The organism is Streptomyces sp. M41(2017) (assembly GCF_002078175.1).
In the GTDB taxonomy this organism is placed as follows: domain Bacteria; phylum Actinomycetota; class Actinomycetes; order Streptomycetales; family Streptomycetaceae; genus Streptomyces.
Map to the genome: position 1 here is coordinate 1,643,024 of NZ_MWFK01000001.1, position 16,436 is coordinate 1,659,459.

15 protein-coding genes are annotated in these 16,436 nt (G+C 72.2%); 8 read left to right on the plus strand and 7 right to left on the minus strand.

Features of this window, described 5'->3' with window-relative positions; all coding sequences use genetic code 11:
- Positions 1-32: 32 nt before the first annotated feature.
- Entirely contained in the window at positions 33-470 is a 438-nt protein-coding gene (locus B0675_RS07135; protein ID WP_081217896.1) for a MarR family transcriptional regulator, read from the minus strand.
- A gap of 144 nt (positions 471-614) precedes the next feature.
- On the opposite strand from B0675_RS07135, the gene B0675_RS07140 reads away from it, so the two are divergent.
- Positions 615-797 carry a ribbon-helix-helix protein, CopG family gene (locus B0675_RS07140; protein WP_081217897.1) on the plus strand — a complete coding sequence of 61 codons (183 nt, stop codon included), beginning with the start codon at positions 615-617 and terminating at the stop codon, positions 795-797.
- A gap of 33 nt (positions 798-830) precedes the next feature.
- On the opposite strand, the gene B0675_RS07145 is transcribed toward B0675_RS07140, so the two are convergent.
- Positions 831-2,282 (minus strand): NCS2 family permease, encoded by a 1,452-nt coding sequence (locus tag B0675_RS07145; RefSeq protein ID WP_081217898.1) that lies wholly within the window; start codon positions 2,280-2,282, stop codon positions 831-833.
- A gap of 240 nt (positions 2,283-2,522) precedes the next feature.
- Here B0675_RS07145 and B0675_RS07150 point away from each other — a divergent pair, with 240 nt between their 5' ends.
- Both B0675_RS07150 and B0675_RS07155 read left to right on the plus strand, forming a co-directional pair.
- Positions 2,523-2,795, plus strand: coding sequence for a DUF2530 domain-containing protein (locus tag B0675_RS07150; protein ID WP_081217899.1), 273 nt, complete (start codon positions 2,523-2,525; stop codon positions 2,793-2,795).
- A gap of 124 nt (positions 2,796-2,919) precedes the next feature.
- On the plus strand, positions 2,920-5,319 hold the full coding sequence (locus B0675_RS07155; RefSeq protein ID WP_081217900.1) for a cation-translocating P-type ATPase: 2,400 nt from the start codon (positions 2,920-2,922) through the stop codon (positions 5,317-5,319).
- A gap of 25 nt (positions 5,320-5,344) precedes the next feature.
- Here B0675_RS07155 and B0675_RS07160 read toward each other — a convergent pair whose 3' ends face one another.
- The 3 genes from B0675_RS07160 to B0675_RS07170 form a co-directional block, all read right to left on the minus strand.
- Positions 5,345-6,202: a DUF5707 domain-containing protein gene (locus B0675_RS07160; protein WP_081217901.1), complete on the minus strand. Its 858-nt coding sequence runs from the start codon at positions 6,200-6,202 to the stop codon at positions 5,345-5,347.
- 219 nt (positions 6,203-6,421) lie between these two features.
- On the minus strand, positions 6,422-9,676 hold the full coding sequence (locus tag B0675_RS07165) for a molecular chaperone Hsp90 (protein WP_081217902.1): 3,255 nt from the start codon (positions 9,674-9,676) through the stop codon (positions 6,422-6,424).
- Between the two features lie 239 nt (positions 9,677-9,915).
- Positions 9,916-10,842 (minus strand): DUF3027 domain-containing protein, encoded by a 927-nt coding sequence (locus tag B0675_RS07170; RefSeq protein ID WP_081217903.1) that lies wholly within the window; start codon positions 10,840-10,842, stop codon positions 9,916-9,918.
- Positions 10,843-11,257: 415 nt separating this feature from the next.
- Between B0675_RS07170 and B0675_RS07180 the strand changes: the two genes are divergently transcribed.
- From B0675_RS07180 to B0675_RS07195, 4 genes are all read left to right on the plus strand, one after another.
- The gene (locus B0675_RS07180) at positions 11,258-12,682 is read left to right on the plus strand and encodes an MFS transporter (RefSeq protein WP_081217904.1); all 1,425 of its coding nucleotides are present in this window, start codon (positions 11,258-11,260) and stop codon (positions 12,680-12,682) included.
- 94 nt (positions 12,683-12,776) lie between these two features.
- Positions 12,777-13,274 (plus strand): DUF2771 domain-containing protein, encoded by a 498-nt coding sequence (locus B0675_RS07185; RefSeq protein WP_081217905.1) that lies wholly within the window; start codon positions 12,777-12,779, stop codon positions 13,272-13,274.
- Between the two features lie 26 nt (positions 13,275-13,300).
- Entirely contained in the window at positions 13,301-13,999 is a 699-nt protein-coding gene (locus B0675_RS07190) for a futalosine hydrolase (protein WP_081221644.1), read from the plus strand.
- Entirely contained in the window at positions 13,983-14,846 is an 864-nt protein-coding gene (locus B0675_RS07195; protein WP_081217906.1) for a 1,4-dihydroxy-6-naphthoate synthase, read from the plus strand. Before B0675_RS07190 ends, B0675_RS07195 begins: the two co-directional genes overlap by 17 nt.
- 43 nt (positions 14,847-14,889) lie before the next feature.
- Here the strand turns inward: B0675_RS07195 and B0675_RS42415 are convergent, their stop codons facing one another.
- Positions 14,890-15,273 carry a cold-shock protein gene (locus B0675_RS42415; RefSeq protein ID WP_081217907.1) on the minus strand — a complete coding sequence of 128 codons (384 nt, stop codon included), beginning with the start codon at positions 15,271-15,273 and terminating at the stop codon, positions 14,890-14,892.
- 210 nt (positions 15,274-15,483) lie between these two features.
- Here B0675_RS42415 and B0675_RS07205 point away from each other — a divergent pair, with 210 nt between their 5' ends.
- Positions 15,484-15,735, plus strand: a complete 252-nt coding sequence (locus B0675_RS07205; protein ID WP_081217908.1) for a hypothetical protein — start codon at positions 15,484-15,486, stop codon at positions 15,733-15,735.
- Positions 15,736-15,780: 45 nt separating this feature from the next.
- On the opposite strand, the gene B0675_RS07210 is transcribed toward B0675_RS07205, so the two are convergent.
- Positions 15,781-16,401 carry a haloacid dehalogenase-like hydrolase gene (locus B0675_RS07210; RefSeq protein WP_081217909.1) on the minus strand — a complete coding sequence of 207 codons (621 nt, stop codon included), beginning with the start codon at positions 16,399-16,401 and terminating at the stop codon, positions 15,781-15,783.
- Between the last annotated feature and the right edge of the window lie 35 nt (positions 16,402-16,436).

Consider the following 16,436-nt stretch of genomic DNA (forward strand, 5'->3'; position numbering starts at 1 on the left):
GATCGGGTATCGGTGGGGGCCGGTGGTGCGGGTCAGATGTGGGCGAGCTTCTCCAGGACGGGGGCGGCCTCGCGGAGCTTGGCCCATTCGTCCTCGTCGAGGGCCTCGACCAGCCCGGCCAGGAACGCGTTCCGCTTGCGGCGGCTCTCTTCGAGCATGGCCTCCGCCTTGTCGGTCTGCGTGACGACCTTCTGGCGCCGGTCCTCGGGGTGCGGCTCCAGCCTGACGAGTCCCTTGGCCTCCAGGAGCGCCACGATGCGCGTCATGGACGGCGGCTGCACGTGCTCCTTGCGGGCCAGTTCGCCGGGCGTGGCGGTGCCGCAGCGGGCGAGGGTGCCGAGCACCGACATCTCGGTCGGGCTCAGCGACTCGTCGACCCGCTGGTGCTTGAGTCGACGCGACAACCGCATCACTGCGGATCGCAAGGCGTTCACGGCGGCCTCGTCGTCGCCCTGGGTGAGGTCAGGCATGTTCTTTAGCGTAACTCATTACTCTCGCTAAAGACCAACGGGGTGCCCGTGAAGCGCGCCACCGAACCCCGGGGTCACTCATATGAGTGAGCCGGATCCGGAAAGCGACCCGGTGCCGCCCGGCATGCGGCGACCCTCGACTCCATGGGGACCAGCGTGCTCAGCCTGCGTATAGACGGGGAGCTGCTCGACCGGCTCCGCCACCATGCCGCCAAACGCGGAATGAGCGTCCAGGACTATGTGGTCCGGACGCTCATTCGCGACGACTTCGACGAGCGGTTCCAGACCGCCGTCGACGAGACGGAGAAGTTCTACGGGGTCACGTGAGGCCGCGTGCCCGTGTCACCGTCCCGGGCCTGCTCAGGTCAGGCCGAGGGCCGGCATCAGGTAGTAGAAGGTGAACACCGCCGACACCACGTACATCGCGACCGGGACGTCCCGCCCGCGGCCCGCCGCCAGGCGCAGCACCACGAAGGTGATGAAGCCCATGCCGATGCCGTTCGTGATCGAGTAGGTGAACGGCATCAGCATCATCGTCACGAAGGCCGGGATGGCGATCGTGTAGTCCGCCCAGTCGATCTCCTTGATCGAGTGGGACAGGATCAGGAAGCCGACCGCGATGAGCGCGGGGGTGGCGGCCTGGGACGGGACCATCGTGGCGACGGGGGTCAGGAAGAGGGCGACGGCGAAGAGCGCGCCGGTGACCACGTTCGCGAAGCCCGTGCGGGCGCCTTCGCCGACACCGGCCGTGGACTCCACGAAGCAGGTGGTGGCGGAGGAGGAGGACGCGCCGCCCGCGGCGACGGCGATGCCGTCGACGAAGAGGACCTTGTTGATGCCGGGCATGTTGCCGTGGGCGTCGGTCAGCTTGGCCTCGTCGCCGATGCCCATGATCGTGCCCATCGCGTCGAAGAAGCACGACAGCAGCACGGTGAAGACGAAGAGGATGCCGGTCAGCACGCCGACCTTGTCGAAGCCGCCGAAGAGGCTGACCTTGCCGACGAGGCCGAAGTCCGGGGAGGCGACCGGGTTGCCGGGCCACTTGGGCGTGGTCAGGCCCCAGGACGGGACGGTGGCGACGGCGTTGATGATCACCGCGACGACGGTCATGGTGACGATCGAGATGAGGATCGCGCCCGGCACCTTGCGGACCATCAGGGCCAGCGTGAAGAGCGTGCCGAGGATGAAGACCAGGACCGGCCAGCCGGTGAGGTGTCCGTCGCCGCCGAGCTGGAGCGGGACGGTGGTCTGGGCGACGTCCGGGATGCGGGAGACGAAGCCGGAGTCGACCAGGCCGATCAGCATGATGAACAGGCCGATGCCGATGGCGATGCCCTTGCGCAGGCCGAGCGGCACGGCGTTCATCACGCGCTCGCGCAGCCCGGTGGCGACCAGCAGCATCACGACGAAGCCGGCGAGGACCACCATGCCCATGGCGTCCGGCCAGGACATCCGCGGGGCGAGCTGGAGGGCGACGACGGTGTTGACACCGAGGCCCGCCGCGAGCGCGATCGGCACGTTGCCGATGACGCCCATGAGGAGCGTGGTGAACGCGGCGGTCAGGACGGTGGCGGTGACCAGCTGCCCGCCGTCGAGGTGGTGCCCGTACATGTCCTTCGCGCTGCCCAGGATGATCGGGTTCAGCACGATGATGTAGGCCATCGCGAAGAAGGTGGCGAAACCGCCGCGGATCTCGCGCGGGATGCTGGAGCCGCGCTCGGAGATCTTGAAGTAGCGGTCGAGGGCGCTCTGCGCGGGCCGGGACTCCGGCTCCTGCGGGGCGGGGGCCTGGGTGGCGGCCGAGGTGGACATGCGGGTCCTCAAACGAGCAGGGGAATGGGGAACATGATCAAGTCTGGCCAGTGTCCGGTCACCGACGGGTTTCCCCCAGGTTTCCGTTGGTGTTTCGTACGAATACAACCGGCCAGACTTGGACGGTTTCAGTATGAACATATGAGTCCGAAATCGCTATCTCCGCGCGTAGACCGTTGGTATACAAGGGAAGCGAGGGTGCGGGCGTCGGCCGGACCGCGCCCCTCGTAAGCTGTGCACATGGCGAAGTGGACCCCCAAGCACGAGGCGCCGGAGCCCCTGGAGGGCCCCGTCGTCGCCACCATCACGGGCGGCACGATCCTCTGGTTCGTCCTCTTCCTGGTGCAGCTGCCGTTCTACGGCTGGTTCGACGACCACGGGCACCTGTGGTGGCTGTGGACCTGCCTGGCCGGCGCGGGCCTCGGCCTGATCGGCATCTGGTACGTCCGCAGGCGCGACGCCGCCATCAAGCGCTCCCTCACCGAGGGCGCCACCTCCCCCGTGACGGAGTAACGGCCACCCCCCGGGCCCTCCCCTACGTCCACGGCAGCATTCCCCGCCGCCCCCGTCCTCCCCAGGTCGGATCTTTCGGGCGCTCGGCGGGTGAAGCCGTATATCCGCACGTACCGTCGAATGCATGACCCACATCGACGCGGGCGCCGGACTCGATCCCGTTCACCCCGTGCCCATACCCGCGTCCCGGCGGGCGAAGGGGCTGACCGCCGCCGAGGTGGCCGAGCGGGTCGCGCGCGGCGAGGTCAACGACGTCCCCGTCCGCAGCAGCCGCTCCATCGGCGAGATCGTCCGGGCCAACGTCTTCACCCGGTTCAACGCGATCATCGGCGTCCTCTGGCTGATCATGCTGGCCGTCGCACCGTTCCAGGACAGCCTGTTCGGCTACGTGATCATCGCCAACACCGGCATCGGCATCGTCCAGGAATGGCGGGCCAAGAAGACCCTCGACTCCCTCGCGGTGATCGGCGAGGTGAAACCGACGGTCCGCCGGGACGGGGAGGCCACCGAGGTCGGCACCTCGCAGATCGTGCTCGGCGACCTCATCGAGATCGGGCCGGGCGACAAGGTCGTCGTCGACGGCACCTGCGCGGAGGCCGACGGGCTGGAGATCGACGAGTCGCTGCTCACCGGCGAGGCGGACCCGGTGGTCAAGCACCCCGGGGACGAGGTGATGTCGGGCAGCTTCGTGGTCGCCGGCGGCGGCGCGTTCACCGCGACGAAGGTCGGCCGGGAGGCGTACGCGGCGCAGCTCGCGGAGGAGGCCTCCCGCTTCACGCTCGTCCAGTCCGAACTGCGCACCGGTATCTCCACGATCCTCAAGTACGTGACGTGGATGATGATCCCGACCGCCATCGGCCTGATCATCAGCCAGCTCGTCGTCAAACAGCACGGCTTCAAGGACTCGGTCGCGCGCACCGTCGGCGGCATCGTGCCGATGGTCCCCGAGGGGCTCGTCCTGCTCACCTCCGTGGCCTTCGCCATCGGCGTCGTCCGGCTCGGCCGGAAACAGTGCCTCGTGCAGGAGCTTCCCGCCATCGAGGGCCTCGCCCGCGTCGACACCGTCTGCCTCGACAAGACCGGCACCCTCACCGAGGGCGGCATGGACGTCACCGAACTGCGGCCCCTGGACGGCGCCGACGAGGGGTACGTGCGCACCGTGCTCGGCGCGCTCGGCGCGTCCGACCCGCGGCCCAACGCCTCGCTCAAGGCGATCATCAACGCCTACCCGGACACCGGGGACTGGCGGTGCACCCAGGCCCTGCCGTTCTCCTCCGCCCGCAAGTACAGCGGCGCGGGGTTCGGCGAGAGCGACGGCACGTCCAGCGCCTGGCTGCTCGGCGCCCCCGACGTGCTGCTGGCCGAGGGCGACCCTGCGCTCGCCGAGACCGAGCGGCTCAACGAGGCGGGACTGCGCGTGCTGCTGCTCGCCCGGACCACCAAGGACCTGGAGGATCCCGGCGCGAAGGAGGCCGCGCGGCCCACCGCGCTCGTCGTCCTGGAGCAGCGGCTGCGGCCGGACGCGGCGGAGACCCTGCGCTACTTCGCGGAGCAGAACGTCGAGGCCAAGGTCATCTCCGGCGACAACGCGGTGTCGGTGGGCGCCGTCGCCGACAAGCTGGGGCTCGAGGGCGAGGTCGTGGACGCGCGCCGGCTGCCCTCCGAGCAGGACGAGATGGCGAAGTCCCTGGAGAAGGGCACGGTGTTCGGCCGGGTCACCCCGCAGCAGAAGCGGGACATGGTCGGCGCCCTCCAGTCACGCGGGCACACCGTCGCGATGACCGGCGACGGGGTGAACGACGTGCTGGCCCTCAAGGACGCCGACATCGGGGTCAGCATGGGCTCGGGGTCCGAGGCGACCCGCGCGGTGGCCCAGATCGTGCTGCTCAACAACAGCTTCTCGACGCTGCCCTCGGTGGTCGGCGAGGGCCGCCGGGTCATCGGCAACATCACCCGGGTGGCGACGCTGTTCCTGGTGAAGACGGTCTACTCGGTGCTGCTGGCCGTGCTGGTGGTGTGCTGGCAGGTCGAGTACCCGTTCCTGCCCCGGCACCTGACCCTGCTGTCCACCCTGACGATCGGCATCCCGGCGTTCTTCCTCGCCCTCGCGCCCAACAAGGAGCGTGCGAAGCCCCACTTCGTGCGGCGGGTGATGCGGTACTCGATCCCCGGCGGGGTCGTCGCGGGCGTCGCCACCTTCGTGACGTATCTGATCGCCCGGCACCACTACACCGGGAGCGGCTCGCTGGACGCCGAGACGAGCGCCGCGACGCTGACGCTGTTCCTGATCTCGATGTGGGTGCTCGCGATCATCGCCCGGCCCTACACCTGGTGGCGGATCTGCCTCGTCGCCTCGATGGGCGGGGCGTTCCTGCTGGTGCTCGTCGTGCCGTGGCTCCAGCACTTCTTCGCGCTGAAGCTGGTCGGCACGACGATGCCGTGGATCGCGGTGCTGATCTCGGTGATCGCGGCGGCCGTCCTCGAAGCCCTGTGGAGGCTGGTCGACCGCCGCGTCCCGGCGTGAGCGGTGTTACCGGCTACCGGGTGGGTTACTGCACGTCGACGTAGTCACCCGTGGCCTTGACGGCCGGGGTGGTCGAGGTGCCCGCGAAGTTGTAGCGGAAGTAGCCGTCGGCGGTGGCCGTCGTGGTCGTCTTCAGGTTGCCCTTCGAGTCCGACTTCACCGTCTTGAGGGTGGACGTGTAGGTGGAGACGGACTTCTTGCGGAACTGGAGCCCGACCGGCTGGACGGTGTAGCCCGCGTACTTGCCGGTGTCCCAGTTGGCGCGGGACAGCAGGCCGGTGACCGTGATGGTCTTGCCCTTCTTGACCGGCTCCGGCGAGGCGTTGACCGTCAGCTTGGAGTAGCGCTGGACCCGGGCGGTCTTGTAGGCGTCGGTGATGACGTAGTCGCCGTCATTGCCCTGGGCCCCGGCCCACACCTTCCAGCTGCCGGCGAGGATGTTGCTGTAGATGTTCTCGTTCGGGTCGGCGACAAGCGTGACCTTGCAGGTCGCGGTGGTGGCGCCGGAGGCCGTGCAGGTACCCGTCTCCGCGTCCGGGACGATGGCGCCGTCGACATCGTCATCGATGTTCGAACCGTGCCAGAGCATGGCGTAGCCGTCGTTGATACCGGACGGGTCGCTGGCCGTCACGGTGACGGTGAAGGTCTTCTTCTTGCTGATGCCGACCACGATGTCGCTACCACCGTTGACGGTGACGCTCGTGATCTTGGTGTCGCCCACCTTCTCGTCCGCCGGGGAGGACCCGGTGAACGGCGTGATCTTGGAGGTGGAGGGCACCTTCGAGGCAAGGCTCCCGTGGCCGTCGGCCTGCGCGGCCGGCACGGCGAGGGCGGAGAGGGCCAGGGCGCCGGAGACGGCGGCCACGGTGGCACGTATGCGCATGCGATCCCCAAGTGGAGAAAGGGGCCGGCCGGTGGTCGTTCCTCGCGGTTCGTCGACACCGGGGCCCAAGTGATCGTGGAGTCTGTTGACTCCGGTGATCAGATCAGCGAGGGGGGCGAATAGTTGTACGGGTGATGAAGATTTTGTGCACGCGTTACCAAGATCGCAGCGGGCGGGCGGAGCAACCGCCCACCCCGGACGCGATCGGTCCCGGCCGGCTCAGTCGAACCAGCGGTCCCGGGCCAGTTCCTCGGTGCGGGACGGGTCCTCCAGGAGCGCGGCGACCTCGAAACGGCGCGGCCACTGGCCCGCCGACCAGGCGAGTCCGGCGGCCACACCCTCCACGGTGGCGGCGTGCAGCACACCGTCGCGGGTGACGCGCCAGTCCAGCTCCGTCCCGTCCACGACGAGTTCCTCGTGCTCCAGGTACGAGGCGGGCGTCGCCGGCCCCAGCAGCAGCCGTACGGACTCCGGGACGTCGTGCTCGGTGCCCTCGGAGGTGACCTCGCCGGTGACGGATTCGCTGAGCCGCCGCACCTGGAACAGCTCGGCGAGTTCCGCGGCCCGCGCCGGACGCACCGGCAGCAGCGGCAACCCGTCGGTGAAGGCCAGCAGGTCGGGTGAGTCGACGACCACGGCGTCGGCGGCGTCCACCACCCGCACCTCGCCGTCCACGACGGCCCGCAGCTCGTCCGGCAGCGTCACCTGCTCGGGGTCGAGGTCGGCCAGCGCGCCGTAGAGGGCGTGCAGTTGGGCACCGGAGACCTCGCGGTCCGGGTCGGCGAGCCGGTCGAGGAGTTCGGCGGCGCCCCCGGGCTCGTCGAGCAGGGCGGCCACCGACGTCCGGACGCCGAGCGCCCGCAGCACCTGTTCGTCGTCGAAGCCGGTCGCGTCCGCCTCGTCGTACAGGCCGCGCAGCAGCGGATCGCCGCCGGCCGCGCGCAGACCGGCCGGCCTGCGCCCGTCGAGCACCGGATGTCCGCGCAGCCACCACGCCGTGTAGGGCCGGACGACCTCGTGGGTGCCGTCGGGCAGCAGGATGCGCATCTGCTGGGTGATCGCGTCCCGCAGCGGCGGCTGCGCGAGCAGGGCGAGCGCCTGCGGCCACCGGTCGTCGTCGATGAGGTCCAGGTCCCGTACGGCGACGATCTCGGTCGCGACGGGCGGCACCGGGGAGTCCGGCAGCCGGTCCAGGACGTCCTCGCACCACACGTCCACGGCGTCGAGCAGCCCCGCGTCGTCGGGCTGGGCGAAGTCTCCCTCGCGGGGCTCCAGTTCGTCCGGGTCGAGGACGACGTCGGTGGCCCGCACCAGGGCGAAACCGGCGAGCACCCCGCAGGCGGCCAGCGGCTGCCCGCCCCAGCGGTCCGCCAGCTCCGCGTCGACGAAGGCGAGTTCGTCCTCGCGCATCACCTGGGCGAACGGGCTTCCCGGCAGCACGAGTTCACCGGCGGGCGCGATGTCGCCCTCCTCGTCCGGCAGGGCCAGCGCGCCGAGCCAGGGTTCGTCACCGGGTTCGAGCCCGGCGTCGCGCACCAGCGCGAGCACGGTGTCCGCCAGTTCCTCCGCGTCCGGGGTGTCCTCGTCCCAGGCCCCGCCGTCGTCGTCCAGCGAGGCGGCCACCGCGGCCCGCACCTGCGGGGTGGTGAGCACCGCGCGCGGCGTCGCGGGCAGCGCGCCCAGCTTCTCCAGCAGCGGATGCGCGGCGTCCGGGTGCGCGACCTTCAGACCGAGCCGGGCGAGGGTGTCCGGCGCGACCGGCGAACCGCCGGCGGTGGGCAGCAGCACCTGGCGCGGCCCGATCGTCGTCCGGCCGTCGGCCAGCGGTACGGGCAGCCCCGACAGCCGGTCCGGGTCGACCCCGGCGAGGCTGTCGTAGAGGCGGTGCCACCAGCCCGGTTCCTTCTCCAGACCGGCGAGCCGGTCCACGGCCTCCGTGAGGGGGACCCGGGCGACGCCCAGGGTGCGCAGCTCCGCGCGCCGTTCCAGCCCGGCGGGCAGCAGACTCGGCAGGACCTCGGCGAGGACCCGCACCGTCTCGGCGCCCGCTCCCTCCACCACCTCCGCGTCACGCGGCCGCAGCGCGGCCGGCTGCTCGGCCGGGCTGCTGCCGGGCCAGTCGACGGGGTTGTCCGCGGCCGGTGTCTCGTCCGGCGGGGCGGCGGGCGGCAGGAAGGCGGTGCGCGGGAGCCGGTCCAGGACGGCCCGGCGCAGCGCGCCGTCCAGTTCGCCCTTGCCGAGCGGTCCGGGCACCAGGTCGATGATGCCGGTGTCCACCGGCCGCCACGCGGCGAGCAGTTCGGCGTACGCGTCCGCCGCGCGCTCCACCAGGAAGTCCGTCAGCGGACCGGGGGCCGCGTGGCGCCGGGTGGTGTCCAGCGGGAGGGACGCGATGAGCAGCGCGGGCACGCCGAGTGCCTCGTCGCTGGGGGTCGGCGCGTGGACGACGGGGCTGGTCCGGGGGCGGGCCGGGGTGCCGTCCGCGTCGACGGGGACGGCCCAGGTCACGGACCAGTGCGGTCGCAGCCGTTCCTCGACCGGGCGGTCGGCGAGCAGGGCGGCGTCGAGGGAGCCGTGGTGGGCGACGGTGCGGTAGCGGGTGGTGCCGTCGCGGGAGTCGTCGATGGTGACGAGGCCGTGGCCGGCGGCGGCCCGCGGGTCGCCCGCGCCGGTGGCGTGCGGGGTGCCGGCTGCTGCCGGTGCGGGGGTGTGACCGGCGTCCGCGTCGTCGCCGGGGCGGGTGCGCCGCAGGGTGCGGACCTCTCCCTCGCCGGTCTCGACGACCACTTCCTCCAGGCCGGGCAGGGCCAGCAGGAGGGCGTCGTCGACGGTGCGCAGGAGGCGCTCGGCGAGGTCCTGTGCCGCGGAGTCGCGCAGCGGGAGGATCACGGCCGTGTCGTACGGGTCCGGGGCGGTGCCCTCGGCGGCGAACGGCAGCCGGAGCAGCGGCACATGGCCGTCTCGGCGGCGGATCTCGTCGCCGAGGCCCGCGCTGTCCCCGGCGGTGCCGGCGGCGAGGTCGCGGGCCTCGGCGAGGGCCCAGCGGACGCCGCCGTGCCGGCCGACGACCGCGGGTTCGTCCGTGACCGCGAGGACGGCGGCGAAGCCGACGCCGAACCGGCCGACGGCCGTGTCGTGGGCGTCCCGTTTCGAGGAGGCGCGCAGCGTGGAGAGCGACTCGACGCCTGCCGCGTCGAGGGGGGCGCCGGTGTTGGCCGCGATCAGGACGCCGTCGCGCAGGGTCAGCCGGAGGCGTCCGGGGGTGCCGGCGCGGGCGGCGGCGTCGGCGGCGTTCTGGGCCAGCTCCACGACGAGCCGGTCGCGGTACCCGCCGAGGACGAGGTCCTCCTCCGCGTTGGCGTCCTCGCGGAACCGGGCGGGGCTGGCCGCCCAGGCGTCGAGCACGCCACGGCGCAGGCGCGCCGTGCCGAACGGGTCCGCGCCCTCGGCCGCGGGCCGCACGAACTTACTCACGGATTCACTCTCCCTCTCGGGTGGCGCGTCCGCGCGGGCGGCGGGTCGCGGCTCGAAGGTACCCCGCGCCCTCCCGTGCTCCCGCCGGGGGCGGCGGCCGGAACCAGCCCTGCGGCGTTCGAGGAGCGGGGTACGGGGCGGAGCCCCGAGTACGGGACGGGCAGGGGCGGAGGGGGCGAGAAGGGCTATGACCCGTCCCGGGAAAGGGGCCGGAAGCGGCCCCGGGAGGGTGCGGGCCGCTACGAGTGGCCGAGCTCGGCGGTGGACTCGTCGGGGGCCGCGGAGACCGACCCGGAGTCGGGGGACGGCCGCAGGGGGAACGGGTCCACCCGGGTCTCGTCGATCACCGGCTGAGGCGGCCGCGGAGGCGCCGGCATGACGGCGGCCTCGGAATGCCCTCCGCACCCGTACGCGAGGGACACCACATGCCCGTCGGCGGGCGAGAACTCGTTCGCGCAGACCCCGAACGCCTGTCCGAGCGTCCCGCCGATCCGGTTGAGGAAGCCACAGCTGACGCAGGTCGCGGGCGCGGCCTGCGCCATCGCGGTCTGCGGCCCGTACGCCTCTTCCCAGCGGTCGGCCGCGACGTGCAGACCGTAACGGGACAGGACCCGGGCCCGGCGCAGGCCGAGTTCCTCGGCGACCGCGGCGATCGAGCCGCGGCGCGGGGCCATCGGAAGGTTCGCGGGGGTGCCCGCGGTCACCTCGATGTCCTCGGCCTCCACCAGCTCGGCCATGTCGTCCGAGACCGCGGAGTTCGGCGCGGGCTCGTCCTCACCCGAGAATCCGGGTTCGAGCCGCAGGTCCTCGGCGTCCGTGGGCAGCAGGTCGCCGGGGCCCATGTCGCCGGGGCGGAGCCGCTCGCTCCACGGCACCCACTCGGGGGCCAGCAGCGCGTCGGTCCCCGGGAGGAGCACCGTCTCGTCGAGGGTGACGACCTTCGCGCGGGAGGCGCGGGCCACGGTGGACGCCCAGCGCCAGCCGCGGTATCCCGGTTCCTTGCACTCGAAGTAGTGCGTGACAACGCGGTCCCCCTCGGAGACCATCCCGAGGTGCTCGCCGACGATGCCGGGATACGCGACCTCCTCGGCAGCCGTCCGGGCGAGGTCGATCGCCTCGGCGCACAGGCGGTCGGGGGTGCGGCTTCGCGTTGTCGCTGCGCTCACAGGTATCGCTTCTCTCCTACGCCGTCTCACGGGTGCGCCATTCCTCCGGCGGGGGTGCGGACGGAGCGGACCGGTGGGCCGCGTCGACGTCCGCGCCCGATCGCACTCGGGCGCACCTACGCCATCCATTCTGCGGGATGGCCGAGAGGCGCGCGGCCGAGAACAATCGCCGCATGCGCGTTACGCACGCTACCTTCTCCTGGCCCCTGGGCCCACACCGGCGGGCGTCTTCGGCGCTCCGCGCCGGTATCCGGGCCGCTCCACGGCGTGCCGCCGGACCGCCGGACGCCGCCGTTCCGGCGGCCCGCGCCACGGCTCCCGCACCCCCCGGCGCGCCCCGCTCCCCCACAAGCCGCCGCCCCCCATCCGCGCGGTAACCGCACTACAAACCCCGATCTCGGGGCACTATGACGGGGTGGCATCCGCGAGGTCGCCCCAGGGAGCCACCGGTGTCGGTGGCGCCAAGGGGAGCAACGAAGGCGGCGGATCGGGCCGGGTGAGCGGTTCCGTCCGTGCGGTGGGGCGTGCCCTGAACTTCCCCGTGACCAAGACGGCGCGCGGCATCCGCCGGGCGACGCACGCGCACGGGGCGGGCGAGTCGGGCCTCGGAAAACTCATCGAACTGCACGCGGTGAACGGCGCGGGCGACGTCATGATCACCGTGGCGCTGGCGTCCACGGTGTTCTTCTCGGTGCCGACCGACGAGGCGCGCGGCCGGGTGGCTCTCTACCTGGGCATCACGATGGCCCCCTTCGCGCTGCTCGCCCCGGTGATCGGCCCGCTCCTGGACCGGCTGCCGCACGGCCGGCGCGCCGCGATGGCGGGCTCGATGCTCGCCCGGGCCATGCTCGCGCTGATGCTGGCGGGTGCGGTGGTGAGCGGCACGTTCGAGCTGTATCCGGCGGCGCTCGGGGTCCTGGTGGCCTCGAAGGCGTACGGCGTGGTGCGCAGCGCCGTGGTGCCCCGGCTGCTGCCGCCGAACTTCTCCCTGGTCAAGGCGAACTCACGGGTCACCCTGGGCGGGCTCCTGGCCACCGGTGTGGCCGCGCCCATCGGGGCGCTGCTCCAGTCGCTGGGGGCCCGCTATCCGCTCTACGGCGCCTTCGTGATCTTCATCGCGGGCACGTTCCTGTCCTTCTCGCTGCCGCCGAAGGTCGACTCCGCCAAGGGCGAGGACAAGGCGCTGCTCGCCGCCGACGAGGGGCACCTGCACGGCCCGCACCTGAAGAAGCCGCCGCGTCCGGGGCTGCGGACGGTGGGCACGGCGGTCACGCACGCGCTCGCCGCGAACGCCTCGCTGCGCTGCCTGTCCGGCTTCCTGATCTTCTTCCTCGCGTTCCTGCTGCGCGAGCACCCGCTGAGCGGCAAGAGCGCGGCGGTCTCTCTGGGCCTGGTGGCCGTCTCGGCGGGCGTGGGCAACGCGCTCGGCACGGCGGTCGGAGCCTGGCTGAAGCAGCGTGCCCCGGAGCTCATCGTCGTGACGGTGGTGGCGTTCGTGCTGGGCGCCGCGATCACGGCGGCGGTCTTCTTCAGCACCGCGCTGGTGGCCTGCCTGGCGGCCGTCGCGGGGTTCGCGCAGGCCCTCGCGAAGCTGTCGCTGGACGCGATGATCCAGCGCGACGTCCCCGAACTGGTCCGCAACTCCGCGTTCGCCCGCTCCGAGACGCTGCTCCAGATGGCCTGGGTCCTCGGCGGTGCCATCGGTATCGCGATGCCGCTGAACGGGTCGCTCGGCCTGTCGGTGGCCGCGGGGATCGTCGCCCTCGGCTGGCTGACGACCGTGCGGGGACTGCTTTCCGTGGCCCGGCGCGGGGGTTCGGGGCGCTCACGGGTGTCCTGAGCCGAGCGGGCGGTGTCCGGGCCGCTCGGGTCCGGGTACGGCACGCCGTACCCCACGTGGGGGGACTGGTGGGCCTGCCCGATAGCCTTCGCCCATGACCTCCCTGCCCCGCGGCAGAGCCGCTAATGGACGACGCGCCGCCCGCAGCCGCCGCGCCGTCGCCGCCGTCGGCGCCGTTTCCGCCGGACTCCTCGCCCTGTCCGCCTGCGACAAGCCGACGCCGTTGGCCACCATCACGGTCGGCGACAACTCGGTGAGTTCCGAGACCGACTGCTACAACGACGGCGACGCGGTGAAGACCGCCGACCTGGCGAAGTGCCTGCAGTCCAAGGACATCAAGTCCATCAAGGTCGATCCCGACGCGACCGTGCGCTTCGGTGTGGACCCGAAGATCGCGGACAAGGGCTGGACGATCCTGATGAACGGTCAGCCGCTGACCGACGCCAGCACGAAGACGTACCGGACCATCCCGGGCAGCGTGTTCTTCAACGAGCAGTACGGCGCCAAGGGCAACTCGACGGTCGTCTCCATCAAGGAGGGCGAGAAGGACGTGTCGGGCCTGTGGTCCTTCAAGCTCCAGAAGGACGCCTGATCGCTGCCGCTGGGCCCAGGGTGCTCGTGGCCACCGCCGTCCCCGCCGAGCGGGACGCGGTGGCCGGGGTGTCCCCCGGCCCCGGCCGTGAGACACGGCTGCCCGGGGCGACCCTGCTCCGGACCGGCGCACTCGATCTGCTGGCCGCCGGTGTGGGGCCGGCCCTCGCCGCCTCCTCCGTCTCCGCCGCGCTCACCGCGGCGGCCCTCGCGGGCACGCCGTACGGGCTCGTCGTCTGCGCCGGGGTCGCGGGCGGTTTCCAGCCCGGCGCGCCGGTCGGCTCGCTGGTGGTCGCCGACGACATCGTCGCGGCCGACCTGGGCGCCGAGTCCCCCGACGGCTTCCTCCCGGTCACCGAACTGGGCTTCGGGACCGTCAGTCACCGGCCGCCGGATTCACTCGTACGAGAGGTCGCGGCCACCACGGGCGGGCAGGTCGGGACGGTGCTCACCGTGTCGACCGTGACCGGCAGCGCGGCGCGCGCCGCCGAACTGCGCGCCCGGCATCCGCTGGCCCTCGCCGAGGCGATGGAGGGCTTCGGCGTCGCCGAGGCGGCCGGCGCGCACGGGGTGCCCGTGCTGGAGATCCGCGCGGTGTCCAACCCCGTCGGCCCGCGTGACCGCGCCGCGTGGCGCATCGGCGACGCGCTCACCGCACTCGCCGGGGCGTTCGGGAAGCTGACGCCCCTCCTGGAGAGTTGGAACGGACATGACCGTACGCACTGAACCTTCCGAAGACCTGCGGATCGCCTACTCGCCCTGCCCGAACGACACCTTCGTCTTCGACGCCTGGGCGCACGGCCGGATCCCGGGGGCGCCCCCGCTCGACGTGACCTTCGCGGACATCGACATCACCAACGGCATGGCCGAGCGCGGCGAACTGGACGTGCTGAAGGTGTCGTACGCCGTCCTGCCGTACGTCCTCGACGACTACGCGCTGCTGCCGTGCGGCGGCGCGCTGGGCCGGGGCTGCGGGCCGCTGGTGCTGACGCGGGAGGCGGGCGCCGACCTGACGGGCCGTACGGTCGCGGTGCCGAGCGAGAGGTCGACGGCGTATCTGCTGTTCCGGCTGTGGGCGGCGGACACCGTGCCCGGCGGGGTCGGCGAGATCGTCGTCATGCCGTTCCACGAGATCATGCCGGCGGTGCGGGACGGGAAGGTCGACGCGGGTCTCGTCATCCACGAGGCGCGTTTCACGTACCAGAACTACGGGCTGCACAAGCTGGCCGACATGGGCGAGCACTGGGAGCGGACGACCGGACTGCCGATCCCGCTGGGCGCGATCATCGCGCGGCGCTCGCTGGGCGCGGAACGGCTGCGGGCCCTCGCCGACGCCACCCGGGCCTCGGTCCGCGCCGCCTGGGACGACCCGGAGGCGTCCCGCGGCTACGTCCTGGAGCACGCCCAGGAGATGGACCCGAAGGTCGCGGACCAGCACATCGGCCTGTACGTGAACGAGTTCACGGCCGATCTCGGCGAGGACGGGTACGCGGCGATCCGCGGACTGCTCACGCGTGCGGCGGCCGAGGGGCTGGTACCGCCCCTCGGGCCGGACGCGCTCGACTTCCCCTGATCCGGGCGGATCCGGAGCCCTCGGGCCGTCCGGATCCCTCCGGTCAGACGTCGAGCTGGTCGGCGACCGCGCGCAGCAGGCCCGCGATCTTGGAGCCGGAGGCCTTGTCGGGGTAGCGGCCCTTCTCGAGCATCGGCGTGATGTTCTCCAGGAGGGTCGTCAGGTCCTGGACGATGGACGCCAGTTCGTCGGGCTTGCGGCGCTGGGCCGCCGCGACCGAGGGGGTGGGGTCGAGGATGGTCACCGAGAGCGCCTGGTCACCGCGCTGACCTGCGACGACTCCGAACTCCACACGCTGGCCGGGCTTGAGAGCTTCGACTCCGGCGGGCAGGACCGAGGAATGGACGAAGACGTCGCCGCCGTCGTCGCGGGAGAGAAAGCCGAAGCCCTTCTCGCTGTTGAACCACTTGACCTTGCCCGTTGGCACCGTCTGTCCTCGTCCTCGTACTCGTCGGGAACTGCTCGGGAGAATCGTCGGGAGACCGCTCGGGTCGTTGCAGGGGCAACTGCCCGTGAAACGGCCCCGGATAGCACGACAGCGGGTCGCCCGACCCGCCGGTACCCAGGCTAATGGTCCGGTGGCCGGTGACAAGACGTCGCCGGATTGTTCCTTCGCGCAGGGAACTACCCTGGTCGAGTGCGTGACAAAACCCAAGCGAATTCCCGCGAAGCCGGGGACCGGCTGATCCGTGCCGGTGCCATCGTGTTCTTCATCGGAGCCGTGGCCACACTGGTCACCGTGGCACCGCTGTTCCTCGGCACGAATCCTTTTCCGACCTACATGTTCGGGCTGAGCATGCTCATGGGGGTCGGCTTCCTGCTGGCGGCCGCCGGCGTGCTGCGGTCCGCCGCGGAGGGCCGCCGCCGGGCGCGCGCCGCGAGCTCCTGACCGGCGGCGCGCCCGGGGATCCCGCCGGGCTCCGCCCGGCTCCTGCTAGCGGTGGTTCTTCAGCCAGGCCGGGAACTCGGTGAGGTCGGCGAGGACGACGTCGGCGCCGGCGGCACGCAGTTCGTCCGCGTCGCACGGGCCGGTCGCCACGCCCACCGCGTACGCCTGCGCCGTGTGCGCGCCGCGTACGTCGCCGGTGTGGTCGCCGACGTACACGCTCGCGCCGTGCTCGCGCAGGGCCACCGCCTTCTGCTCGGCCCACAGGTTGCCGACCAGTTCGTCGGCCGCGATGCCGAGGTGGTCCAGGTGCAGCCGGGCGTTGGGCTCCCACTTCGCGGTGACGACGACCGTGCGCCCGCCCGCCGCCCTGACCGCCTCGACGGCCTCGCGGGCGCCGGGCATCGCGAGCGTCCCGGTGATGGCGTGCGCCGGGTACATCTCGCGGTAGAGGTCGGCGATCGTCGCGACGTCCGCGGCCGGGAACCAGTTGGCCAGTTCGTCCTCCAGCGGCGGACCGAGCCGGGTCACCACGAGATCGGCGTCGATGTACGTCCCCGTCCGGGCCGCGATCGCGGTGTAGCAGGCGTGGATCCCGGGGCGGGAGTCGATCAGGGTCATGTCGAGGTCGAACCCGACGGTCAGCGCTGGGGCAGTCATATGCGCCATTGTGCCCAGGCCGTCACGGGCCGGTCGGGGCGCCC